The following is a 23829-nucleotide window of genomic DNA, read 5'->3' as shown; positions in this document are numbered from 1 at the left end:
GGCTCACGCGCCCCGGCGGCTGCTGTGAGGCACGTCTCTCTGGGTGATGTCCCGGCTCCGGAGACACCTTGTCTCTTCCCAGAGGTGCTTCTGCATACTAATTTGTAAACCGCCATGACGAAATAGTCGTGTGCAACAGTCGCAAGCGAGCAAGGGAGCCGCGGCATGAACTACCAGCCCACCCCCGAGGACAGGTTCACCTTCGGCCTGTGGACCGTCGGCTGGCAGGGAAGGGACCCGTTCGGCGACGCCACCCGGCGGGCCCTCGACCCGGTCGAGACGGTGCAGCGCCTGGCCGAGCTCGGCGCGCACGGAGTGACCTTCCACGATGACGACCTGATCCCGTTCGGGTCCTCCGACACCGAGCGCGAGTCGCACATCAAGCGCTTCCGCCAGGCCCTGGACGCGACCGGCATGACCGTGCCGATGGCCACCACGAACCTCTTCACGCACCCCGTCTTCAAGGACGGCGCGTTCACCGCCAACGACCGCGACGTGCGCCGCTACGCGCTGCGCAAGACCATCCGCAACATCGACCTCGCCGTCGAACTGGGCGCGAAGACGTACGTCGCCTGGGGCGGCCGGGAGGGCGCCGAGTCCGGCGGCGCCAAGGATGTGCGCGCCGCCCTCGACCGCATGAAGGAGGCGTTCGACCTCCTCGGCGAGTACGTGACCTCCCAGGGCTACGACCTGCGCTTCGCGATCGAGCCCAAGCCGAACGAGCCGCGCGGCGACATCCTGCTGCCCACGGTCGGCCACGCCCTGGCGTTCATCGAGCGCCTGGAGCGGCCGGAGCTGTACGGCGTCAACCCCGAGGTCGGGCACGAGCAGATGGCCGGGCTGAACTTCCCGCACGGCATCGCGCAGGCCCTGTGGGCGGGCAAGCTCTTCCACATCGACCTCAACGGCCAGTCCGGCATCAAGTACGACCAGGACCTGCGCTTCGGCGCCGGTGACCTGCGCGCCGCCTTCTGGCTGGTCGACCTCCTGGAGAGCGCCGGTTACGACGGACCCCGCCACTTCGACTTCAAGCCGCCGCGGACCGAGGACCTCGACGGCGTGTGGGCATCGGCCGCCGGCTGCATGCGCAACTACCTCATCCTGAAGGAGCGCTCTGCCGCCTTCCGGGCCGACCCGGAGGTCCAGAAGGCCCTGCGCGCCTCCCGTCTCGACGAGCTGGCCCAGCCCACCGCGGCGGACGGTCTGCAGGCGCTGCTCGCCGACCGCACGGCCTTCGAGGAGTTCGACGTGGAGGCGGCCGCCGCGCGCGGGATGGCCTTCGAGCGGCTCGACCAGCTGGCCATGGACCATCTGCTGGGCGCGCGCGGCTGAGGCCGCGCCCGTCGTGACCTCCACGCGGAATGCCGCGGAATCGTGCGATCCATGGCATGAGCCCGTGTCAACGTCCGCGTGGGGGTCGCGGCACGGCCGGGCGTGCCGCGAACCTGGGGGTATGGCCCTGCCGCCCGTATCGCCTCAACCGCCCGGCCCTCCGGGTGACACGCCGCCTCCGGACGGCGGCTTCGGACCGCCGCCGGAACCTCCGGCACGACGGCGGAACCCCGTCCTCATCGTGCTCGCCGCGCTCGTGGGCGTCGGCGCCGTCGCCGCCGTCGTCCTCACGGCCTTCGGCAGCGACGACTCCCCGGACGGCAAGCAGCCCGCCGAGAGCAGCGCGAGTCAGTCGCCCGGTCCGTCGCTCGGCATCCCGACCGAGTTGCCCAGCAGGCTGCCCAGCCAGTTGCCGTCCCTGCCGTCGCAGTTCCCGACCGAACTGCCGAGTGGGGTACCGAGCGACCTCGAATCGCTGATCCCCTCCGTCCCGGGCGACCTACTGCCCTAGGAGGACTGCATCACAGCCCGCGCGGCAGCCGTACGTAGACCACCGACGTCTCGATCCCGCTGTCGACCAGGCGGCCCTGGGCGTCGAACGCCTCCGCGCCGTCCGTCATCCCGAAGTCGTTGTCGTTGATCAGGGCGAGCGTGTCGCGGTTCACGCGCGCGATGCCCTCGATCTTGCCGGGGACGCCGGCGACCGTGCCCAGGTCGACGACCAGCCGCTTGGCGAGCACCGGAACACCTGCGGCCGCCGGGTCGTCGAGCTGCTCCAGGGACGGCGACGTGGCGTCGTCGTCCCACGCGCCGCCCAGGATGTTCGCGCCGCGGTCCAGGCGCACGAGCTGCAGCCGGGCGGCCTTGTCGGTGCGCTCCTCGACCAGCAGACGGTCACCGCCCACGGCGACCACCGAGGAGATCTTGAGCTCGGAGGTGTCGTCCTCGCCGGGATCGACGACGTTCACCGCGTCGAAGCGGTACGCGTACTCGGCGGTGACGGCCTTCTTCGGGGAGAAGCGCAACAGCCGGGTGGTGCGCGACGCCTCTCCGGCGTCCTTGTCCGGCAGGGACAGCGGGCTCTGCACCGCCATCACCAGGTCGCCGCCCGGCAGCAGCGCGAGCCCCTCGAAGCCACGGTTGATCTTCCGGTGCAGCAGTACGGACGGCAGCGCCTCCACGACCGGGTAGTCCGCGCCGGTGAGGTTCAGCCCCTCCGGCACAAAGCGCGTGAGCACCTTCCCGCGCGCGGAGACATGGACCAGGGAGGGCCCGTACTCGTCGACGAGCCAGAAGCTGCCGTCCTCGGCCCGCACGATGCCCTCGGTGTCCAGCCCGTTCGGGTCGTACGACAGCTCAGTCCCCGCGTCGTAGGAGTACGGCGCCTCGTCACGCCCCTCCTGGTTGGGCAGACCGGTCACGGGCTTCCCGGAGGACGTGGTGATCGGGATCGCGTCCAGCACCCGCACCGAGCCCCCGCAGACCCGGATCCGCACGATCGCCGGATCGAAGCCCGGCACCGGGAACGTCCGCCGGTTCTTGCCGTCCACCTTGATCTGGCCGTTCGGCCCGCGGTCGGTGACCGTCCAGAACTCGCCCTTGCGGCCCGCCGGGTAGATGTCGCTGCCGATGCCGCCGAGGTCCACCCCCCGGTCGTCGGCCACCGTGCCGGGCAGCAGCACGTTGCTGAACGCGCCGAGCGACATGTCGCCCAGCGTCGCCGTGCGGATCACGCGCGCGTCCTCGGACGAGGCGCCCGTGGCCGGAGCCGCCGCCAGCAGAGCGGCGACCACGGCGAGAGGTACGCCCGCTGCGACGGAACGGTGGACGCGGCGCCGGCCGGTGGCGTGCGGGGACATCGGGCCTCCTGATGGACCAAGTTCGGTGACAGCGGCCAGATTTGAACCCCTCGAGGAACGTCGTACGACACTCGCGTGAACGGTGGACGTCGGCCGCCGGTCCGGCCGACATCCGGTTCGATCAGGCTTCTTCCGCCGCCGGTTGTTCGGTCGCGGCCAGTGCCGTGGCCGGATCCTGGGCCCCGCTTCCCGCCGGTGCCCAGCGGCCGTGCTCCTTCCGGTACGGCCACCAGCGGCCGTCGCGGCCCAGCCGCAGCTGGCTCGGCGCGCCGACGACCGTCCACCGGTTGCCCCTGGCGCGCAGCGTCGGCCGCTCGTCGTCGTCCCAGGCCGCCTCCAGTGCGGCACGCGCGCGTGCGAGGGTTTCCCCCTGCACGGTCCACTCCTCCTCGAGCACCGACAGTCCGGCCACGCCACCGTACTGCCAGGCGCGTACGGCCAACTCCAGTTCGTCCCGGCCGCGCCCGGAACCGTCGGCGAGCCGGTCCGCCACCGCCTTCTCAGGAGACCCCGCAGCCAGCCGGACGGCATCCTGAGCGAGCGTCAGTTCCGCTTCCGGAGCAGCCGTCGGCCGCAGCGCCTGGGCCAGCATCCGGTGCGCCGCCACGGCGGTCCGGGCCGCCAGGAACTCCAGGGCGGCCGGGGCGATCCCCTGGGCGGGCGGTGCCTCGGTGTCCAGAGAGGCGGGAGACCGGGGTGCTCGGGGAGTCCGGGCGGGTCGGGCAGCGGAGGCAGGATGCCGCCCGCCGCCCAGACCTCCGCGGCGTCCACTCCCTCCGGCTCGACCGGTTCTTCGGCGGGCCTACTGGTGCGGTCCTGGAGGTCGTCCAGCAGGGCGTGTTCGCCCCGCCCCCGCATCAGCAGCAGAACGAAGGGATCCTCGTCGAGCAGTCGCGCCGTCTGGTAGCACAGCGCTGCCGTGTGTCCGCACTGGTCCCAGGCGCCGCAGTCGCACTCGGGCTCCAGATCGCCCATGCCCGGCAGCAGTTCGATCCCGGCCGCTGCCGCGTCCTCCACGAGGTGCGGCGGCATCTCCCGGTCGAGCAGCGCGGCGACATGCCCGGCCCGCTCCACCGCCATCTCCAGGAAGCGGTTCCACTGCTCGGCGGACAGCTCCTCCAGCAGTACGTCGGCCCGGTGCCCCGTTCCGTCGCGGTCCTGGACGACCGCGGTGATGCGGCCGGGCCGCACCGACACCGCGCCCACGGCTCCCGCGCGCGCGAGCCGACGGCCCGTCTTCACCTGCCCGGCGTCCAGTGCCGCGTCCTCCAGGGCCCTGAGCCAGGCACGGCCCCACCACGTCACCGCGAAACCCCTCCCGCGCGTGGGCGGCAACGCGGCGAACGTGCGCTCTGTCCCGTCGGCGTGTCCGTGGTCGTGACGGCTCATCGCGCGGTCCCCCTCAGCTCCACCAGATCGGCCAGTTCCGCGTCCGTCAGCTCCGTCAGAGCCGCCTCGCCGGAGCCGAGCACGGCGTCGGCCAGTTCCCGCTTGCGGTCCAGCATGTCGGCGATCCGGTCCTCGATCGTGCCCTCGGCGATCAGCCGGTGCACCTGCACGGGCCGGTCCTGGCCGATGCGGTACGCCCGGTCGGTGGCCTGCGCCTCGACGGCCGGGTTCCACCAGCGGTCGTAGTGCACGACGTGCTCGGCCCGCGTGAGGTTCAGTCCCGTGCCGGCGGCCTTCAACGACAGCAGGAAGACGGGGACCTCACCGTCCTGGAAGCGCCGCACCATCGCCTCGCGCTCGGAGACGGGCGTTCCGCCGTGCAGGAACTGCGAGGCCACGCCTCTGTCCGACAGGTGCCGTTCGACGATGCGGGCCATCCCCACGTACTGCGTGAAAACCAGGACGCTCGCCCCCTCGGCGAGGATGGTGTCGAGCAGCTCGTCCAGCAGCTCCAGCTTCCCCGAGCGTCCGGCGATCGTGGGCCGGTCCTCCTTGAGGTACTGCGCGGGGTGGTTGCAGATCTGCTTCAGGCCGGTCAGCAGCTTCACGATCAGGCCGCGCCGCGCCATGCTGTCGGCGCCGGAGATCTCCGCCAGCGTCTCGCGTACGACCGCCTCGTACAGTCCCGTCTGCTCCGTGGTGAGCGACACGGCGCGATCGGTCTCCGTCTTCGGCGGCAGCTCGGGCGCGATCCCCGGATCCGACTTGCGCCGGCGCAGCAGGAACGGACGGACCAGCCGGGCGAGCCGCTCCGCGGCAGCCGGGTCCTGGCCGCTCTCCACGGCCTGCGCGTACCGCGTGCGGAAGGTGCCGAGGCGGCCGAGAAGTCCCGGAGTGGTCCAGTCGAGGATGGCCCACAGCTCCGACAGGTTGTTCTCCACCGGTGTGCCGGTCAGTGCCACGCGCGCGCGTGCGCCGATGGAACGCAGCGCACGCGCGGTCGCCGAGTAGGGGTTCTTCACGTGCTGTGCCTCGTCCGCCACGACCAGGCCCCACGGCACCTCGGCCAGCCGGCCCGCATCGAGCCGCATCGTGCCGTACGTGGTGAGGACGAACTCCCCGTCGGCCAGGTCGTCCAGGGCACGCCGCGAGCCGTGGAAGCGGCGCACGGGTGTGCCGGGCGCGAACCTCTCGATCTCGCGCTGCCAGTTGCCCATCAGGGACGTCGGACACACCACGAGCGTGGGACCGGCGGCCGACGGGTCGGTCTGCCGGTGCAGATGCAGGGCGATCAGTGTGATCGTCTTGCCGAGCCCCATGTCGTCGGCGAGACAGCAGCCCAGCCCCAGGGACGTCATCCGGGCCAGCCAGCTCAGGCCCCGCCGCTGGTAGTCGCGCAGCTCGGCGGCGAGAGCGGCGGGCTGCCCGACCGGCTCCTGCCCCTCCGGGTCCGCGAGGCGCTCACGCAGCGCGGCCAGCCACCCCGTCGGCTGCACCTCGACCCGGCGGCCGTCGACCTCCGTCGAGCCGGTCAGCGCGGCGCCGAGCGCGTCGATGGGCGTGACCTTGCGGTCCTGCTGCGCGCGGGCGCGGCGCACCTCCTGAGGATCGATCAGGACCCACTGGTCGCGCAGCCGCACCACCGGCCGGTTCGCCTCGGCGAGACGATCCAGTTCCGCGCGGGTGAGCCGCTGGTCGCCCAGTGCGAACCGCCAGTTGAAGGCGAGCAGTGCATCGGCGGACAGGAACGACGGCGTGTCCGAGGACAGCCGGTGCGCAGCCGTCTCGTCGTCCGGGGGGCCGACGACCGCACGTGCGGTCAGCTTGCGGGCCAGTTCCCTGGGCCAGTGCACGTCGATCCCGGCACCGGCGAGGGCTGCCGAACCGTCACCGAGCAGCTCGGTCACCTCCTCGTCGGCGAGTTCGACGGCATCCGGCACAGCGGCCGAGAGCAGCGGGGTGAGCGCCGGCCAGGCGCGGGCGGCGCGACGGAGCGAGAGCAGGGCGTCCATCCGCGCGCGCGGACCGAGGACACGGCTCGTCGCATCCGTCCCGGCCCACACCTCGGCGGCGTCCGCGACCAGCGAGGGATCGCTCACGCTGTGCACCTGGAGCACGGCCCGGAAGGCCGGCTCCGTCTCGTCCGGTCCTGTGGCCGCCAGACCGCGCACCTCGATCCGCAGCGAGATGCGTACACCCGCGTCGTTACCCGCGGCGATATCGGCGGCCCATGCCCGTTGCCCGGGGAGGTGCTGCGGATCGTGCGCCGCGTAAGCCGGACCGCCCGTGACGAGCGACGCGGCCGGGGAGCGGGGCAGCGCGTCGGCAGCCGCGTCCAGGAAGGCCCGCAGCAGGCGCTCCGGTGCGGGCAGGCGCAGCGGCTCGGTGGTGTCCAGCGGTACGGCGTGGGCCTCGGGCGGCATCGCGGCGGCGAGCCGGCGGACGCTCTCGACGTCCTCGGCACGCAGGGGACCCGCACGCCAGGCGTCGTGGTCGCCGGGGGACAGGCCGGGCAGCAGCAGGCCGCGCGCCGCGAACTGCAGGGCCAGCACTGCGGCCGCTCCCCAGAACACGGCCGAACGATGTCCCTGCGGGGCCACACGCGCGCGCGTGAGAACGGGCAGGGCCGCGCGCACGGGGAGCAACAGGGCGGACACGCCTACCAGCTCCACGCCGTCGCCGGCGGGCAGGACGACGCCCAGGTCCTCGACGGTGCCGCCGTCGACGCTCGGCGGAGCGGCGCCGTCCGGCCGCCAGAAGGCTACGCTGCCGGTGCGGGCGGGATCGCCCGGCAGGAACACGGCACAGCAGCGGGCCAGTTCGGAGATCTCGGAGGGGGATGCCGCGGGAATCCTCTGCACAGCGAAGTCCGCATTCCTCAAATTTGACTACCTGGGATCGGAGTCGCCGAGAATACGGCACATCGCCGGCCGACCCGGCATGCTTCGACTGTGACCTGAATCACTTGCCGGTGCTCGGGGATGGGTAAGGGTCGGGCGTCAGGGATGTCTCAGGGTGCGTCTCAGGGTCGCGATCCGGAACCGCCGGAAGCGCGGGCCCGTTTTCAGGACAGAGAGCGGCAGTGGCCGCGAAGGAGGCGACACATATGTCGAAGAACGCGAAGATCGCCGCAGGGGGTGTGGCGGCCGGGCTCATCCTGCTGATCTGGCTTCCCTGGTGGGCCGCGCTGCTGATCGTGCTGGGAGTCCCGGCCGCCGCGTACCTGGCGCTGGACCCCTCGCAGCGACGCAGGCTGCGTCGTGTCGGACGCAAGGAGCTCGGCCGCTGACGCGCTACCGCCCCGGACCGGTGCCGTCCAGTGCACACGAGTCGACCACATCACCGTCCGTGGGCCGGGCGACGGTCCGGTCCGCGGGCGGACGGGTGCCCTGTTCGACCCATGCGACGAGCGCGTCGAAGGCAGACCGATAGCAGGGCAGGATCGGCCGCAGCCGGTCCGGGTAGGCCGTCGACATGGGTTCCACCCCGGACGGTGTAGTACCGGTGCAGCGGACCCCGCCCGCGAGCGTCGACCATGCCCTCGTACACGTCGGAGTCGGCCGCCTTGGGCAGCAGCGCGTCCAGGTCCCCGTGCAGTGTGATCAGCGGCCTCCCGATGCGTCCGGTCAGCGCCACCCGGGCCACCGCGCGATGGACGGACGCGGGGCGCGAGGCGTAGTCGTAGGCCGCGTCGGATGCACAGGGCGCCAGGATCTCCTCGGTCGTCGCACCGGCGGACGGTCCGGGGCAGCCGGGATCGTATGCCGGGTCGAACTCCGCCCGATACGTCTTCTGCGTGACACCCCAGTAGGCCTTCTCGTGGTACGGCCACAGAAACTCCGAGCCGCGCGCGAAGCCCACCGAGTACAGCTCCTCTTCCGACGCCGAACCGAGGACCCGCCCCACCGCCGTGGGCAGGGAGGTGAGCAGATTGGGGCCGTCCGCCGTCCACAGCGCACCCTCCCAGTCCACACCGCCGTCATACAGCTCCGGATGGTTCTCCAACTGCCAGCGCGTGAGATAGCCGCCGTTGGAGATGCCGGTCATGTACGTGCGGCGCGGGGCGTGCCCGTACCGTTGGGCGACGGCCTTCCGCGCCGCGCGCGTGAGCTGGGTCGTGCGCGCGTTCCACTCGGCGACCGCGTCGCCGGGCCGGGTGCCGTCGCGGTAGAAGTCGGTCCCGTTGTTGCCCTTGTCGGTCGCGGCGTATGCGTATCCCTGGGCCAGCACCTGATCGGAGATCGCCTTGTCGGTCGCGTACTGTCTGCGGGTGCCGGGCGCCCCCGTGACGACGAGACCGCCGTTCCAGCGGTCCGGCAGGCGGATCACGAACTGCGCGTCATGCCGCCAGCCGTGCGTGGCGTTGAAACGCGAGGAGTCCGGGAAGTAGCCGTCGACCTGCACCCCGGGCACGCCGGAAGGCGTTCGGGTGGCCCGGGCGGTCAGGCCCGCCTGGTCGGCCAGGTCGGTGTACGGGGTGCCGGCCAGTCCCGTGGTGGTCAGGTCGGCCAGACAGGCGGTTCGCTGGAACTCCGCGCCCGGCACGTGCACACGTTCCTGTCGTTCGCAGTGGCTGTCGCCGACGCCCGCGGCAGCGGCGGGTGTCGGCGCGCTGAGAGCTGCTGCCACAATCGCTGCCGCAAGGGCGGCGGCAACCGAGGGAACACCACGGGAAGGACGCATCGAGGCCTCCAGAGCATGCCGGGGAGCGGTAAGGGAGCAGAGCCGCGGGCTGCCCTATCGTGCGGCTCCCCATGCGCGTCTTCCATGGACTGGCACCACATATGACGCCGTCTCCGTATGGATGTCCCTGACAGGCGAGGGTGTGTAGCCCTATGGAGGGAGTCCCGGATCAGCTGGGCCGTACGGCCATCTTGTCGAGCGCCTCCAGCAGACCCGGCAGTTCCGGCCCCCGGCCCACCGGCAGGACCTCGCCGGGCACCTCGTCGAGCAGCACGAACGCGATGTCGTCGGTCCTGGCCACCAGCGACCAACCGGGACCGTCGGCCCGCAGCGTTCGTGCGTCTCCCGGGGCGAAGGACGAGCGGACGCGGCCGAGCGGCGGCGGGGCGTCCACGTACGCGCGCGCCTCGGCGAGCACGCGCCGGATGCCGGTGCGCCCTGGGCTCGCGTCCTTGCCGTCCCCGCCCTCCGCGGCCCCGGCGGGACCGTCCGGCGTCACGAACTCGGCGTCGTCGATCTGCTCGCGCCACACCGCCCACTGGAGGGCGATCTCGTCGGCGCCGAGCCGTCGCTGGGCCGGCCCCCAGTTGCTGGTGTCGGGGGGACACAGCGGGGGACCGTCCGCGGGGTCGGGGTCGGGATCGTGCGGCTCGGGCACGCCGGGCGCCGCAACGGCGACCGCCAGGGGCCAGCCGGGCAGGGCCGCGACGACGGAGCGCTCGTCGGGCGACAGGTCGTACTCCATGCCGCAGTCCCAGGAGGCGATGGCGACGGCGACCAGCGACACGTCGTCGGTGACGACCGTCCACCGTGCGCCGTCGCCGTCCTGTCCGAGCACCAGGCCGTACCCGTCGGCGAGCGGCGCGAGACCGAGCGCCGCGCAGGCCTCCGGGTAGTCGTCGCCCAGCACGCTCGGGAACTGCGCCGGCGTCAGCAGCACCGCCGTGAGCACATAGAGCGCATCGTCCGCGGCGGCGACGGCGCTCTCGTCCGTCCCGGCCATCCCAGCCTCCCCAGGAGTTCGTCCAACGGCGCGCACCCTAGTGCGACCGGGACGAGCTTGTCACGACTCCGCGGACCATCCGGAGCTGGGGTTATCCGGCTGGCCGGGGCGGAATCGCCCGCCCTGGGCGGGTACGTCAGGCCGACGGCAGTCCCAGGAGCGCACGGGCGACGGTCCGCGGCGACTCGTCGCGCTCCCGCGCCAGCGCGATGACGGCCCGGCACGCCAGCTCGTTCACCCCGAACGACAGCGCCTCCGGCGACACCCAGCCCGCAGCCTCGTCGATCCGCTCCTGGTCGTCCTCCGCGCACGCCGACACGTATGCGGCGGCCGCCTCGAACAGGTTGTGTGTACGTTTGTCCTCGCCGGAGTCCCGCTCCGATCGCAAGGCCTCGCGGAATCCTGCCCAGGACTTGCGGACTCTGTCGAACACTGTGACCACCTTCCCCCTCCATGGCGTCGCCGATCGTTCATCAGCCGCTCCTCAACGTAGAGTTGGAGCTTCGGCGACAGAAGAGGGACGGCGCGGTGAGCGGCCGGACCGGTCCGTTCGACCACGGGTCAGCTCTCGCGGACGGCCAGGGCCAGGAAGCGGGCATCCTCGTCGACGTACGACGTCATGCGCCACCCCGAACGGGTCAGCAGGACACGCAGGTTGGGCTCCGCGCGGAGGTCATCCGGGGTGATCTGCCGGCCCTGGCGGGCGGCGAGCGCCTCCCGTCCGATCGGGTGGAAGAGCGCCAGTCTGCCGCCGGGGCGCACCACACGCGCCAGCTCCCGCAGATTCTCGGCCGGGTCGGGCAAGTGGGCGATCAGGCCCGCCGCGAACACCGCGTCGAGCGATCGCGCGCGCAACGGCAGCGCCGCCACGTCCGCGAGCAGCAGCCGCCCGTCGCGGTCCCGTCCGGCCCGTACGGCGGCTTCGAGCATGGCGGGTGTCAGATCGGCGCCGAGGACCACTCCGGAGGGCCCCACGGCCGCCCGCAGGGGCGGCAGGGCACGTCCGGTGCCGCAGCCGGCATCGAGGACCCGATCGCCCTCGTGAAGACCGAGCTCGGCCACCGCCGCCGCGTAGGCGGGGCCGTCGTCGGGGAACCGGCTGTCCCAGTCGGCTGCGCGGGCGGCGAAGAACTCCTGGACGTGCGTACGGTCGTCGTTCATGTTCCGCATGATCCCTCACCGTCACGGATGACACGTCGGCGCACATGTTCGAGCTGGACGCGATCGTTCAGGTACATTTCTGCGTCATATTCCAACAGCTTTCGAAATGCGCCCCCTTTGTGCGCCCGTGCCCCGACTAGCGTCCCGGGGTCATGGGACACCTGGACCACGCCGCCTTCGGCTGGCTGACCCCCGTGCTGTCGTACGCGATGGCCTGCATAGGCGCCGCACTCGGGCTCCGCTGCACCGTCCGCGCGCTCGGCGCCACGGGGCGTTCACGCCGCAACTGGCTCGTCACGGCCGCCTCGGCCATCGGCACGGGCATCTGGACCATGCACTTCGTGGCCATGCTCGGCTTCAGCGTCAACGGCACCGAGATCCGCTACGACGTACCGCTGACCGTCCTCAGTCTTCTCGTGGCCATGATCGTGGTCAGCGCCGGCGTCTTCGCGGTCGGCTACGGCCGCGACCGGACCCGTGCCCTGCTCCTCGGCGGTCTCACCACCGGGCTGGGGGTCGCGAGCATGCACTACCTGGGCATGGCGGCGGTCCGACTGCACGGTGACGTGACGTACGACCCGATGCTCGTCGCCCTCTCCGTCGTGATCGCCGTCGTCGCGGCGACAGCGGCCCTGTGGGCGGCCCTCAACATCAAGTCGCCCGTCGCGGTCACCGTAGCCTCCCTCGTCATGGGAGCGGCGGTGAGCAGCATGCACTACACGGGGATGTTCGCGGTACGCGTGCAGGTCACCCCCTCCGGCGAGGTCCTGCCCGGGGCCACGGCGATGCAGTTCGTCTTCCCCCTCGCCGTCGGCCTCGGGTCCTACCTCTTCCTGACCTCGGCCTTCGTGGCGCTGTCGCCGACGGCGGGGGAGCGCGAGGCATCCGTGTCGGCCCAGCGGCCCGTCGAGAGCGTCGCCCGCTGACGGCGCATGCGCACCGGCACGTCCCCGAACCCTTCCGAGCGAGGAGGCCATGCGTACACCCCGTAGGACGCCCACGTCAGGCGCCCAGACGCCGTCCGCACCCCCCGTACGCGGCCGCCGCGCGCACGCCGGACCACCGGCGGACGAGGGCCCGGACCAGGCCACCGATGCGGCGCCGGAGGGCGGGTCCCCGCGCGCGGATCACTGGCGCATCCGACCGCGCACCGTCCGCGCCAAGATCGTCTGCCTGTTGATGGTGCCCGTCGTGTCACTGCTGGCCCTGTGGGCGTACGCGACCGTCACCACCGTCCAGGACGTCTCCCGGCTGCGGCAGTTGCAGCGCGTGGACTCCGAGGTACGGGCCCCCGTCGCGGCCGCGGTGGCCGCACTCCAGGCCGAGCGCGCCGCCGCCGTACGCCATGCGACCGACCCCTCCGCAGGACAGGGCGGCGACCTCAAGCAGCTCGCGCAGCGCACGGACCGGGCAGTGGCGGAACTGCGGCTCGGTGACCGCAGCACCGTCGCGGACGGCCAGGAGTTGCCCGCGGGAGTGGCCCAGCGCCTCGACGCCTTCGTCACCGGAGCCGAGCAACTGCACCCGCTGCGGACCGCGGTGCTCGACCGCCGCGCCGGATGGGACGAGACGTACGACCGCTACACCAAGACCATCTCCACGGCCCTCGGCGTGGGCGGCGCGCTCACCGGCATCCAGGACGCCGAACTCGGCTCCGACGCGCGCGTACTGCTCGAATTCTCCCGCGCGGGCGAGGCCCTGGCCCAGGAGGACGTGCTGATCACCAGCGCGCGCCTCGCGGGTGGCCTGGGCGGCGAGCGGCTGCGGCTGTTCACCGGCGCCGTCGACACCCGCCGCGCCCTGACCCAGTCCGCCGTCGCCGACCTGCGCGGTGACGAACGCGCCGCCTGGCGGAACCTCGCCGACGGCGGTGACTACGCCGCCCTCGGCACCCTCGAGGACGAGGTCCTGACCGTCGGCCCGGGCGCCCGGGCGATCGAGGTCGCACCCGAAGCCGACTGGGAGCGGGCACACGCACGCGTGCAGGGCGGCATGCGCACGATCGAACAGGACGCCGCCCGCGGTGTCGCGGACCGGGCCGACCCGTTCACCCGCGGACTGCTCACCCCTGCAGGCGCCGCCGTACTCCTCGGACTCGCCGCCGTCGCCGCGTCCCTGGTGATCTCCGTACGCATCGGACGTGCCCTCGTCGTCGAGCTGGTGAGTCTGCGCAACAGCGCCCTGGAGATAGCCCGCCGCAAACTCCCCGAAGCCATGCGGAAGCTGCGCGCGGGCGAGGAGATCGACGTGCGGGCCGAGGCACCGCCCGGGCCGCCCGCGGAGGACGAGACCGGCCAGGTCGCCGAGGCCCTCGGCAGTGTGCACCGAGCCGCGCTGCGGGCCGCCGTGGAGCGTGCCGAACTCGCCAGCGGCATCTCGGGGGTCTTCGTCAACCTCGCCCGCCGCAGCCAGGTCCTCGTCCACCGCCAGCTGAGCCTCCTCGACAGCATGGAACGCCGCTCCGAGGACCCGAACGAACTCAGCGACCTGTTCCGGCTCGACCACCTCACCACCCGCATGCGGCGCCACGCGGAAAGCCTGATCATCCTCTCCGGCGCGGCACCCGGCCGGGCCTGGCGCATGCCGGTGCCTCTCACGAACGTCGTCCGCGCGGCCGTCTCCGAAGTCGAGGACTACGCGCGCGTGGAGGTACGACAGCTCCCCGAGGCCTCCGTCATCGGCGCCGCCGTCGCCGACCTCACGCACCTCCTCGCCGAGATCGTGGAGAACGCCGCCCAGTTCTCGCCCCCGCACACGCGCGTGCGCATCACCGGAGAACCCGTCGGCAACGGCTACGCCGTCGAGGTCGAGGACCGCGGCCTGGGCATGGGCAAGGAAACCCTCGCCGAGGCGAACCGCCGTATCGCCCAGTCCGAGGCCCTGGACCTGTTCGACAGCGACCGGCTCGGTCTGTTCGTGGTCAGCAGACTCGCGGCACGGCACGAGATCAAGGTGCACCTGCGCACCTCGCCCTACGGCGGCACCACGGCGGTCGTCCTGCTGCCCACGGCCCTGCTGCACAGCGGCGCGCCGGAACGTTCCCCCAACAAGGCGGTGGAAACGGAACCCGAGTACGCGCGCGTGCCCGGCGGCCCCCGACATCAGGAGGCCGTCCCCCGGCTTCAGGAGGCCGTCCCCCGGACGGCCGACCGGCCCGCCCTCGTAGCTCCGGTCCCGGCGGCGGAGACCGGCCCCGAAACCCCGCCTCCCGGAGTGGCCACCCTGCGCCTGCACCGGCCCACGGACAACTCCGAAGGCTCCGAAGACCTCCCACGCCGCGTACGGCAGGCGAACCTCGCACCCCAACTGCGCGACCGGCGCCCCGAGGACACGGCGCAGCCCTCCGACCCCCGGAACGACGACCGGCGTACCCCCGAACTCGTACGGGACCGGATGGCGGCCTATCGCGACGGATGGGCGCGCGGTGGCGGCCGGCAACCCGGCCGCGGTGCCGCACCGGATCCCGCAGGCGGCAGCGACAGCAGTGAAGGAGACTCCGCATGATCCAGGACCCGAGCATGAGAGCCGCCGTGGGGGTCCCCCCGCTCGAGCGAAGCCGAGAGCGGGGGAGGTCCGGCGAACTCGACTGGCTGCTGGACGACTTGGTACTGCGTGTGCACGAAGTACGGCATGCCGTGGTGCTCTCCAACGACGGGCTCGCGGTGGGCGCCTCCACCGACCTCGGCCGCGAGGACGCGGAACACCTCGCCGCGGTCGCCTCCGGATTCCACAGCCTCGCCAAGGGGGTGGGCCGGCACTTCGGCGCCGGCGGTGTGCGCCAGACCATGGTGGAGATGGACGACGCCTTCCTGTTCGTGGCCGCGGCCGGCGACGGCTCCTGCCTCGCCGTCCTCACCGCAGTGACCGCCGACATCGGCCTGGTGGCGTACGAGATGGCACGGCTGGTCAAGCGCGTCGGTGAGCATCTCTACACGGCGCCGCGCGTCGGCGCGCGGCCGCCCGCCGCCGGATGAGGCGAGAAGGCGGTCCACAGCCATGACCGAGGACATCCAGGGCACCCCGCACCAGCAGGGCAGCCAGTGGTACGACAGCGAGGCCGGCCCGCTGGTCCGCCCGTACGCCATGACGGGAGGCCGCACCAAGCCCGGCCCCACCGGGGTGCGGTTCGACCTGATTGCCCTGGTCACACTCGACCCGGGCGCTCCGGACGTCGACGACGACATCGCGCTCGGGCCGGAGCACCGCACCCTGATCGAGCTGTGCCGCACGGAAACCCAGTCGGTCGCCGAGCTGGCCGCGGACGCCGACCTCCCCGTCGGCGTCGTCCGGGTCCTCCTCGGCGACCTCCTGGAGCTCGGCTGCGTCACGGTCAGCCGTCCGGTGCCGCCCGCGCAGCTGCCCGACGAACGGATTCTGCGCGAGGTCATCGAAGGACTGCGGGCGCTGTAGATGAACGCACCGGACCCGGACCACCTCATGCTGACTTCGCGCCCATGCACCGAAGCCGTGCGCGGACGACGTGCCGGGTCACGGCACGCACGTACCGACGTCCATCCCTGCCGGCACTCCCGAGAGAAGTGATCGATGGTCTCCGAGGCCTTGGACGCCACAGGTGGCGAGACGGCCGCCCTGGCGCTGAAGATACTGGTCGCCGGCGGATTCGGCGTGGGCAAGACCACCCTGGTGGGTGCGGTCAGCGAGATCAGGCCGCTGCGCACCGAGGAACTGCTCAGCGAGGCGGGCCAGTTGGTGGACGACACCGACGGCGTGGACCAGAAGGTCACGACGACCGTCGCCATGGACTTCGGCCGCATCACGATCCGGTCCGGTCTCTCCCTCTACCTGTTCGGCACGCCCGGCCAGGACCGCTTCTGGTTCCTGTGGGACGAGTTGTCGCAGGGGGCCCTCGGAGCTGTGGTGCTGGCCGACACCCGTCGCCTCGAGGACTGCTTCCCGGCGGTGGACTACTTCGAGCACCGGCACATCCCGTTCGTGGTGGCCGTCAACTGCTTCCCGGGGGCCCGGACCTACGGCGCCCAGGATGTCTCCCGCGCCCTCGACCTCGACCAGGGCACGCCCGTCGTGCTCTGCGACGCCCGCGATCGCGACTCGGGAAAGGAGGTCCTGATCCGACTCGTCGAGTACGCCGGACGGATGCACACCGCCCGGCTGCTCGACTCCGTGGGATGACCGCCTTGCCTGAGGGGGCTTCAGCCGGCCACGGACTTCTGCGCCACGACCTTGTCGATCGTGACGCGGACGAGGAGTTCGCCCGGCACACCGTTGCGGGCACCGAACTCCTCGGCACGCTCCTCACCCATGTACCGCGCACCGATGCGCGTGGCCCAGAGCCGGAGCTCGTCGAGGTCCTCGGAAAGACGGGCGCGGCCCTGCAGCACCACGTAGTCGAACGGCGGCCGGTCGTCGTCCACGCAGAGGGCGACCCGGCCGTCCCGCGCCAGATTGCGCCCCTTCACACTCCCCTTGCCCGTGTTGAACACCACCTCGTCTCCGTCGAGCAGGAACCAGATCGGCGTCACATGCGGGCTCCCGTCGGTCCGGACCGTCGACAGCTTGCCGGTGCGGGTACCGTGCGAGACGAACTCCCGCCATTCCTTGTCGGTCATCTTCTCTGCCATGCCCCCATGTTCCTTGCCCCGCGCGCCGGTCGTGGGGAAGGCTGGCGGAGAGATCCTCCGGCCAGGGGGAGTCATCACACGGGGAGACCGAATCATGGCGCACAACCAGGGACTCGGCTGGCTACTGGACGATCTGACCGAGCGTGTCGAACATGTGCGGCACGCCCTGGTCCTGTCCAACGACGGGCTGGTGACGGGAGCGAGTACCGGCCTACGACGCGAGGACGCCGAGCATCTCGCCGCCGTCGCGTCCGGACTGCACAGCCTGGCCAAGGGATCGGGGCGTCACTTCGGCGCCGGACAGGTGCGCCAGACGATGGTGGAGTTCGATGATGCGGTGCTCTTCGTCACGGCGGCGGGCAGCGGCAGCTGCCTGTGCGTGCTCAGCGCCGCGGAGGCCGACATCGGTCAGATCGCCTACGAGATGACGCTGCTCGTCAACCGGGTCGGCGAGCACCTCGGCGTGGACGCCCGACAGCCCGAGCGCACCCGGCTAGACCCCTGACCTGCAGGTTCTTCGACCCTCGTGGAGTTATCCACAGGCCGGCCACGAGATCTGTGCGACCGGCTACGGTTTGTGTCACGGCGAGCGCACACAGCGTGAGCAGATGACTCCACGGGGGAGACGGACCATGTCAGGCAACACCATCACGACACCGGACCGTGTGACGTACACGCCGAGCCGTGCGGCTCGCGAACTGGGCCTCAAGCGGCGCGAGTTCGATCTGGCCGTGCACCTGGGCCGCATCCGCACCGTGCCCGACGAAGGCGGGGGAGGGCGTCGCGTGACGCCCGCCGAAATTGACCGGCTGCGCGCGGAGGACGGGTTTCCCCAGTCGCTCCACGAGAGCGTGCGGGCCGTGGGTACCGGCGAAGCCGCGGCCATCATGGAGGTGACGAAGGAGAGGTTCACCCGCCTCGCCCGTCTGGGCCTGGTGGTGCCCGTCTACTTCTACCTGAACCGCTATCGGGCACTCGTATGGCTGTATCTGGCCGACGAAATCCGGCAGTTCGCGGCCGACGAGAAGAACGCCCGCCTGGTGAAGGGGCGTATGCCCGAAGGACTGCGGGAGCAGTTGGACACCGGACTGGACCTCCGCCCCCGCAACTGGCGGGGGCGGCATCTGGGATTCCTGCTGCGCCAGGCCGAGGACCCGTGGCAGCGCGCCGGGGCCCTGGCCGCCCTGCTCGATCCCGTCCAGATCGCGGACATCGCCAAGGACCCCTACGAGCGCGCCCACCTCAACCGGTTCCGACCGGGGCCACCGAACCATGGTGCCCCCGGTTCACCGACCGCGCAGCTCGCCGAGAGGATCATGACGGCGGGTGACCCGGACGAGATCGGCTGGCTGCGGGCGGACCTGGCACAAGCCCTGGACGAGGCGCGCGAGCACCGGCCCGCGCCCCGCCCCGCACCCCGGCAGGCGCCGCCGGCACCACAGCACGCTGCACACCCGTCCGAGCCGGAGCGAACCCACCGCCTGCTGGGCTGGCTGCGCCGCAGAAGCACCTGACTCACAGCGCCCTGAACGGCCCATGCCCGGGACGGCCTGACCTTCCCTACAGCGCCCTGAAAAGCCCCTCTTGGACGACGGACACCAGCAGCCGCCCCTGAAGGTCGTAGATCCGCCCGCGCGCAAGCCCTCGCCCGCCCGTGGCGATCGGGGACTCCTGGTCGTACAGGAACCACTCGTCCGCGCGGAACGGCCGGTGGAACCACATCGCGTGGTCCAGCGACGCCATGTCGAACCCCCGCGGCCCCCACAGCGGCTCGACCGGGATGCGGACCGCGTCCAACAGGGTCATGTCGCTGGCATACGTCAACGCGCAGGTGTGCACCAGCGGGTCGTCGCCGAGCGGTCCGACCGCGCGCATCCACACCGCACTGCGCGGCTCGGCACCCTTGACGTCCTCGGGCGTCCAGCGCAGCCGGTCCACATACCGGATGTCGAAGGGCTGACGGCGCGCCATCCGCTCCAACTGCTCGGGCAGCGCGCCCAGATGCTCCCGGACCTCGTCCACGACCGACGGCAGGGAATCCGGGGCCGGCACCTCACGCGCCGGCGGCAGCTGGTGCTCGAAGCTCCCAACCTCAGGCTTGTGAAAGGAGGCGGTGAGATTGAAGATCGTGCGGCCCTGCTGTACGGCGGTGACCCGGCGAGTCGTGAACGACCGCCCGTCCCTGACCCGTTCGACCTGGTACACGATCGGCACGCCCGGCCGACCCGGGCGCAGGAAGTACGCGTGCAGCGAGTGCACCGGGCGGTCGCCCTCCGTGGTGCGCCCTGCGGCGACCAGCGCCTGGCCGGCCACCTGCCCGCCGAAGACACGCTGCAGGGACTCGTGGGGGCTGCGACCACGGAAGATGTTGACCTCGATCTGCTCCAGGTCGAGCAGATCGACGAGCCTCTCGGCCGGGTTTGTCATGGATGTCCTTCTCCTGTACTCACAGCTGTCCGACGTCGGTGATGCGGACCACGGCACGGCCCTCGGCGTCGGAGGCCGTGAGGTCGATCTCGGCGCTGATGCCCCAGTCGTGATCGCTGTTCGGGTCGTCGAAGATCTGCCGGACGCGCCACAGCCCGTTCTCCGGCTCCTCCTCGATCAGCAGCAGCTTGGGACCCCGGGCGTCCGGGCCGGTGCCCAGGCTGTCGTACTCGTCCCAGTACTTGTCCATCGCCTCGCCCCAGGCATCGGCGTCCCATCCGGACTCGGCGTCCATCTCGCCCAGCTCCTCGACCTGGTCGAGGGCGGCGAGCTCGACACGGCGGAACATGGCGTTGCGGACGAGGACGCGGAAGGCGCGCGCGTTCGAGGTGACCGGCTTGACCTGGTCGGCCTTCTCCTGCGCCTCCTCGGCGGTCATCTCCTCGGGGTTGGCGAGCTGTTCCCACTCGTCCAGCAGGCTGGAGTCGACCTGACGCACCATCTCGCCGAGCCACTCGATCAGATCCTGCAGGTCCTCGGACTTGAGATCGTCCGGGATGGTGTGCTCGAGGGTCTTGTAGGCGCTGGCCAGGTAGCGCAGCACGATGCCCTCGGTACGGGCCAGCTCGTAGTGGGAGACCAATTCCGTGAAGGACAGCGCCCGTTCGTACATGTCCCGGATGACGGACTTCGGCGACAGCGGATGGTCGCCGACCCACGGGTGGCTCTTGCGGTACGTGTTGTACGCGTGGAAGAGCAGCTCCTCCAGGGGCTTGGGGTAGGTGATGTCCTGGAGGCGCTCCATGCGCTCCTCGTACTCGACGCCGTCCGCCTTCATGGCGGCGACGGCCTCGCCCCGCGCCTTGTTCTGCTGGGCGACGAGGATCTGCCGCGGGTCGTCGAGCGTCGACTCGACGACGGACACCATGTCCAGGGCGTACGAGGGCGATTCGGGGTCCAGCAGCTCGAAGGCGGCCAGGGCGAAGGTGGACAGCGGCTGGTTCAGCGCGAAGTCCTGCTGCAGATCCACGGTGAGCCGGACGATGCGCCCCTCGGCGTCCGGCTCGTCCAGTTTCTCGACGATGCCGCCGTCCAGCAGCGAGCGGTAGATGGCGATCGCGCGCCGGATGTGCCGCACCTGCTGCTTGCGCGGCTCGTGGTTGTCCTCCAGGAGGTGCCGCATCGCCTTGAACGCGTTGCCCGGCCGGGCGATCACCGACAGCAGCATCGTGTGCGTCACCCGGAAGCGGGACGTCAGCGGCTCCGGCTCGGAGGCGATGAGTTTGTCGAAGGTGTCCTCGCTCCAGGCGACGAAGCCCTCGGGCGCCTTCTTGCGGACGACCTTCCGGCGCTTCTTGGGATCGTCGCCCGCCTTGGCCAGCGCCTTCTCGTTCTCGATCACGTGCTCCGGAGCCTGGGCGACGACAAAGCCCGCCGTGTCGAAGCCGGCACGCCCCGCACGCCCCGCGATCTGGTGGAACTCACGCGCGCGCAGCGTGCGCACGCGGCTGCCGTCGTACTTCGTCAGAGCCGTGAACAGCACGGTCCGAATGGGCACGTTGACACCGACGCCAAGGGTGTCGGTGCCGCAGATGACCTTCAGCAGACCGGCCTGTGCCAGCTTCTCCACCAGGCGGCGGTACTTGGGCAGCATGCCGGCGTGATGCACGCCGATGCCGTGCCGGACGTATCGGGAGAGATTGCGCCCGAACTTGGTGGTGAAGCGGAAGTTGCCGATCAGCTCGGCGATCTGCTCCTTCTCCTCGCGCGAGCACATGTTGATGCTCATCAGTGCCTGCGCACGCTCCACGGCCTGGGCCTGAGTGAAGTGCACGATGTAGACGGGAGCCTGCTTGGTCTCCAGCAGTTCGGTCAGCGTCTCCGTCAGCGGGGTGCGCCGGTAGGCGTAGGAGAGCGGCACAGGACGGGTCGCCGAGCGGACCACCGCGGTCGGGCGGCCGGTGCGCCGGGTGAGGTCCTTCTCGAACATCGAGACGTCGCCGAGCGTGGCCGACATGAGGATGAACTGCGCCTGCGGCAGCTCGAGCAGGGGGATCTGCCACGCCCAGCCGCGGTCCGGCTCCGCGTAGAAGTGGAACTCGTCCATGACGACCTGGCCGATGTCCGCATCCTTGCCGTCACGCAGCGCTATCGACGCGAGTACCTCGGCAGTGCAGCAGATGACCGGGGCGTCGGCGTTGACCGACGCGTCACCGGTGAGCATGCCGACGTTCTCGGTGCCGAACAGCTTGCACAGTTCGAAGAACTTCTCCGAGACGAGTGCTTTGATCGGAGCCGTGTAGAAGGTGACCTCGTCCCGGGCCAGCGCGGCGAAGTGAGCGCCCGCGGCGATCATGCTCTTACCGGAGCCGGTGGGGGTCGACACGATCACGTTCGCGCCGGAGACCACCTCGATCAGCGCCTCCTCCTGGTGGGGGTAGAGCGTGAGACCGCGCTCCTGGGCCCACGACTCGAAGGCTTCGTAGAGGGCGTCGGGGTCGGCGGTCTGCGGCAGCTGATCGATGAGGGTCACGCCCCCATCTTGCCTGGCCTCTCGCCCGATCAGGGAATCGGATGCCCGCACGAAGATCGCGAACGCTACGCTGTGTCGCCGACACGACGTCGGCGCACCAGGTCAACCGGACAGCGGCACACAAGGAACGGGGCGGGCTACGGCGATGATGGGACCAGCACACTCTCTTTCGGGGGCCGCAGCCTGGCTCGGTGTCGGTGCGGCCGCCGCCGCGGCCGGACGCCCGATGCCCTGGCCGGTTCTGTTGTGCGGCGCACTGATCTGCGCAGGCGCCGCGCTCGCCCCCGACCTCGACCACAAGGCCGCCACCATCTCACGCGCCTTCGGGCCGATCTCGCGTTGGGTGTGCGAGATCGTCGACAAGCTCTCCTACGCCGTCTACAAGGCCACCAGGAAGCAGGGCGATCCACGCCGCTCCGGCGGCCACCGCACGCTCACCCACACCTGGCTGTGGGCGGTCCTGATCGGCGCGGGTACCTCGGTCCTGGCGATCACCGGCGGACGCTGGGCGGTGCTGGCGATCCTCTTCGTGCACATGGTGCTGGCCATCGAGGGGTTGCTGTGGCGGGCGGCTCGGGGTTCCAGCAGCGACGTCCTGGTGTGGCTGCTGGCCGCGACGAGCGCGTGGATCCTCGCCGGCGTGCTGGACAAGCCGGGCAACGGCGCGGACTGGCTGTTCACGGCGCCGGGCCAGGAGTACCTGTGGCTGGGCCTGCCGATCGTGCTCGGCGCACTGGTGCACGACATCGGGGACGCGCTCACCGTCTCGGGCTGCCCGATACTGTGGCCGATTCCGGTGGGCCGCAAGCGGTGGTACCCGGTCGGGCCGCCGAAGGGCATGCGGTTCCGCGCGGGCAGCTGGGTGGAGCTCAAGGTGCTGATGCCGGCGTTCATGCTGCTCGGGGGAGTGGGCGGCGCGGCCGCGCTCAACTTCATCTGAGGCACGGCGCCGTCCCGGCCGGGTCGGGTGTCGGCCGGCCGGCCTCCGGCGCTGCCTCAGTCGGAAGTCTGCCGAGATCCCTCGCCGTACCGCCGTTCGAAGCGGGCGATGCGGCCCTCGGTGTCCACCGTGCGGGCCTTGCCGGTGTAGAACGGGTGGCTCTCGGAGGAGATCTCCACGTCCACCACCGGGTAGGTCTCGCCGTCGTCCCACTCGATCGTCTGGTCGCTGGTCGCGGTGGAGCGAGTCAGGAACGCGTAGCCGGCAGCGCGGTCGCGGAAGACGACGGGGTGGTAGTCGGGGTGCTTGTCCTGCTGCATGGCTGCTCCTGGTACGGCGGTGCTGAGGGCATCGGGCAGGTGGGGCGCGGGTCAGCCGGAGAGGGTGTCCTCGTCGACGATGTGCATCGCGGCCTCCTCGGCGGAGGCGGCCGCGCCGTCGATTCCGACGTCCGAGGCGATCAGCGCGCTCTCCTCGTCCTCGTGCGCTCCCTCGTCGGGGGCCACGAGGCGGCCGGAGCGGGCGGCGCCGACCTCGTTGTCCAGGAGTTCGCCGTCGGTGTCGCGGTCGCCGATGCCGTCACCGTCGGGTACGGCTGGATCGGGCAGTTCCTCGTCGAGCCGCTGGTCCAGCGTCTCCCCTCGCTGGCGCTCGGCCGCCGTCACATCCGCGCGCTCCACCGCCCACGGCCTCTCCGGAGGGGACCAGCCCCGGTCGAGGGGATCGCTGACACCGTCGTTCTCCAGGGTGTCCTCCACGTCGAGCAGCCCCGTGTCCTCCCTTTGCTCGGACCCGTCGGGCTGGTAGACGTCGTCCCCCCATCCGTCGGCGCTGTTCACAGGTACCTCCAGGTGGTGAAGACGGGGCCGTTCCCACCACGGTCGGCCTCGGGCCGCCCGTAC

General features: G+C 71.4%; 21 protein-coding genes and 2 pseudogenes. 11 read left to right on the top strand and 12 right to left on the bottom strand.

Going from position 1 to position 23829, the window contains the following annotated elements; all coding sequences use genetic code 11:
* The first annotated feature begins 165 nt into the window (after nucleotides 1–165).
* Nucleotides 166–1332, top strand: a complete 1167-nt coding sequence (gene xylA, locus StrepF001_RS02200) for a xylose isomerase (protein WP_129796576.1) — start codon at nucleotides 166–168, stop codon at nucleotides 1330–1332.
* A gap of 241 nt (nucleotides 1333–1573) precedes the next feature.
* Nucleotides 1574–1843, top strand: a complete 270-nt coding sequence (locus StrepF001_RS02195; protein WP_240797263.1) for a hypothetical protein — start codon at nucleotides 1574–1576, stop codon at nucleotides 1841–1843.
* A 10-nt stretch (nucleotides 1844–1853) separates the two neighbouring features.
* On the opposite strand, the gene StrepF001_RS02190 is transcribed toward StrepF001_RS02195, so the two are convergent.
* The 3 genes and pseudogenes from StrepF001_RS02190 to StrepF001_RS02180 all read right to left on the bottom strand — a co-directional run bounded on the left by StrepF001_RS02190 (nucleotide 1854) and on the right by StrepF001_RS02180 (nucleotide 7441).
* The gene (locus StrepF001_RS02190) at nucleotides 1854–3191 is read right to left on the bottom strand and encodes an esterase-like activity of phytase family protein (protein WP_129796574.1); all 1338 of its coding nucleotides are present in this window, start codon (nucleotides 3189–3191) and stop codon (nucleotides 1854–1856) included.
* Between the two features lie 121 nt (nucleotides 3192–3312).
* A pseudogene (locus StrepF001_RS02185) lies at nucleotides 3313–4580 on the bottom strand (SWF or SNF family helicase).
* Nucleotides 4577–7441, bottom strand: a complete 2865-nt coding sequence (locus StrepF001_RS02180; protein WP_129796573.1) for a DEAD/DEAH box helicase — start codon at nucleotides 7439–7441, stop codon at nucleotides 4577–4579. The pseudogene StrepF001_RS02185 and the gene StrepF001_RS02180 overlap by 4 nt, the downstream one beginning before the upstream one ends.
* Before the next feature lie 245 nt (nucleotides 7442–7686).
* On the opposite strand from StrepF001_RS02180, the gene StrepF001_RS02175 reads away from it, so the two are divergent.
* Nucleotides 7687–7869 (top strand): hypothetical protein, encoded by a 183-nt coding sequence (locus StrepF001_RS02175; RefSeq protein WP_129796572.1) that lies wholly within the window; start codon nucleotides 7687–7689, stop codon nucleotides 7867–7869.
* Between the two features lie 4 nt (nucleotides 7870–7873).
* Here StrepF001_RS02175 and StrepF001_RS02170 read toward each other — a convergent pair.
* The 4 genes and pseudogenes from StrepF001_RS02170 to StrepF001_RS02155 all read right to left on the bottom strand — a co-directional run bounded on the left by StrepF001_RS02170 (nucleotide 7874) and on the right by StrepF001_RS02155 (nucleotide 11427).
* Nucleotides 7874–9263, bottom strand: a pseudogene (locus tag StrepF001_RS02170) (tannase/feruloyl esterase family alpha/beta hydrolase).
* Between the two features lie 169 nt (nucleotides 9264–9432).
* Nucleotides 9433–10266: a hypothetical protein gene (locus StrepF001_RS02165; RefSeq protein WP_129796571.1), complete on the bottom strand. Its 834-nt coding sequence runs from the start codon at nucleotides 10264–10266 to the stop codon at nucleotides 9433–9435.
* Between the two features lie 136 nt (nucleotides 10267–10402).
* Nucleotides 10403–10699: a hypothetical protein gene (locus StrepF001_RS02160; RefSeq protein ID WP_129796570.1), complete on the bottom strand. Its 297-nt coding sequence runs from the start codon at nucleotides 10697–10699 to the stop codon at nucleotides 10403–10405.
* A gap of 128 nt (nucleotides 10700–10827) precedes the next feature.
* Complete coding sequence (locus StrepF001_RS02155) at nucleotides 10828–11427, bottom strand: class I SAM-dependent methyltransferase (RefSeq protein ID WP_129796569.1); 600 nt, start codon at nucleotides 11425–11427, stop codon at nucleotides 10828–10830.
* Nucleotides 11428–11579: 152 nt separating this feature from the next.
* On the opposite strand from StrepF001_RS02155, the gene StrepF001_RS02150 reads away from it, so the two are divergent.
* From StrepF001_RS02150 to StrepF001_RS02130, 5 genes are all read left to right on the top strand, one after another.
* Complete coding sequence (locus StrepF001_RS02150; protein ID WP_129796568.1) at nucleotides 11580–12353, top strand: MHYT domain-containing protein; 774 nt, start codon at nucleotides 11580–11582, stop codon at nucleotides 12351–12353.
* A gap of 49 nt (nucleotides 12354–12402) precedes the next feature.
* Nucleotides 12403–14931, top strand: coding sequence for a nitrate- and nitrite sensing domain-containing protein (locus StrepF001_RS02145; protein ID WP_129796567.1), 2529 nt, complete (start codon nucleotides 12403–12405; stop codon nucleotides 14929–14931).
* A complete protein-coding gene (locus tag StrepF001_RS02140) occupies nucleotides 14928–15401 on the top strand; it encodes a roadblock/LC7 domain-containing protein (RefSeq protein WP_129796566.1) in 474 nt (157 codons plus the stop codon). Before StrepF001_RS02145 ends, StrepF001_RS02140 begins: the two co-directional genes overlap by 4 nt.
* Nucleotides 15402–15423: 22 nt before the next feature.
* The gene (locus StrepF001_RS02135) at nucleotides 15424–15837 is read left to right on the top strand and encodes a DUF742 domain-containing protein (RefSeq protein ID WP_129796565.1); all 414 of its coding nucleotides are present in this window, start codon (nucleotides 15424–15426) and stop codon (nucleotides 15835–15837) included.
* A gap of 135 nt (nucleotides 15838–15972) precedes the next feature.
* A complete protein-coding gene (locus tag StrepF001_RS02130) occupies nucleotides 15973–16578 on the top strand; it encodes an ATP/GTP-binding protein (protein ID WP_129796564.1) in 606 nt (201 codons plus the stop codon).
* A gap of 20 nt (nucleotides 16579–16598) precedes the next feature.
* Here the strand turns inward: StrepF001_RS02130 and StrepF001_RS02125 are convergent, their stop codons facing one another.
* Nucleotides 16599–17027 (bottom strand): PPOX class F420-dependent oxidoreductase, encoded by a 429-nt coding sequence (locus StrepF001_RS02125; protein ID WP_129796563.1) that lies wholly within the window; start codon nucleotides 17025–17027, stop codon nucleotides 16599–16601.
* Between the two features lie 94 nt (nucleotides 17028–17121).
* Here StrepF001_RS02125 and StrepF001_RS02120 point away from each other — a divergent pair, with 94 nt between their 5' ends.
* Together StrepF001_RS02120 and StrepF001_RS02115 are read left to right on the top strand one after the other, a co-directional pair.
* Complete coding sequence (locus StrepF001_RS02120; RefSeq protein WP_129796562.1) at nucleotides 17122–17532, top strand: roadblock/LC7 domain-containing protein; 411 nt, start codon at nucleotides 17122–17124, stop codon at nucleotides 17530–17532.
* Nucleotides 17533–17659: 127 nt separating this feature from the next.
* Complete coding sequence (locus StrepF001_RS02115) at nucleotides 17660–18541, top strand: DUF6397 family protein (protein WP_129796561.1); 882 nt, start codon at nucleotides 17660–17662, stop codon at nucleotides 18539–18541.
* 46 nt (nucleotides 18542–18587) lie between these two features.
* Here the strand turns inward: StrepF001_RS02115 and StrepF001_RS02110 are convergent, their stop codons facing one another.
* The gene (locus tag StrepF001_RS02110; protein WP_129796560.1) at nucleotides 18588–19454 is read right to left on the bottom strand and encodes an acyl-CoA thioesterase II; all 867 of its coding nucleotides are present in this window, start codon (nucleotides 19452–19454) and stop codon (nucleotides 18588–18590) included.
* Between the two features lie 19 nt (nucleotides 19455–19473).
* Complete coding sequence (locus StrepF001_RS02105; protein WP_165396143.1) at nucleotides 19474–21987, bottom strand: DEAD/DEAH box helicase; 2514 nt, start codon at nucleotides 21985–21987, stop codon at nucleotides 19474–19476.
* A gap of 145 nt (nucleotides 21988–22132) precedes the next feature.
* On the opposite strand from StrepF001_RS02105, the gene StrepF001_RS02100 reads away from it, so the two are divergent.
* On the top strand, nucleotides 22133–22927 hold the full coding sequence (locus StrepF001_RS02100; RefSeq protein WP_129796558.1) for a metal-dependent hydrolase: 795 nt from the start codon (nucleotides 22133–22135) through the stop codon (nucleotides 22925–22927).
* 56 nt (nucleotides 22928–22983) lie between these two features.
* Here StrepF001_RS02100 and StrepF001_RS02095 read toward each other — a convergent pair whose 3' ends face one another.
* Together StrepF001_RS02095 and StrepF001_RS02090 are read right to left on the bottom strand one after the other, a co-directional pair.
* Nucleotides 22984–23247, bottom strand: coding sequence for a type B 50S ribosomal protein L31 (locus StrepF001_RS02095; protein ID WP_129796557.1), 264 nt, complete (start codon nucleotides 23245–23247; stop codon nucleotides 22984–22986).
* Nucleotides 23248–23298: 51 nt separating this feature from the next.
* Nucleotides 23299–23766 carry a DUF5709 domain-containing protein gene (locus StrepF001_RS02090; RefSeq protein ID WP_129796556.1) on the bottom strand — a complete coding sequence of 156 codons (468 nt, stop codon included), beginning with the start codon at nucleotides 23764–23766 and terminating at the stop codon, nucleotides 23299–23301.
* Between the last annotated feature and the right edge of the window lie 63 nt (nucleotides 23767–23829).

The organism is Streptomyces sp. F001, from assembly GCF_004187715.1.
GTDB classification, from domain to species: domain Bacteria; phylum Actinomycetota; class Actinomycetes; order Streptomycetales; family Streptomycetaceae; genus Streptomyces; species Streptomyces flavusporus.
Note: the sequence above shows the minus strand (reverse complement) of the source record. Positions and strands in the feature narration are given on the sequence as shown.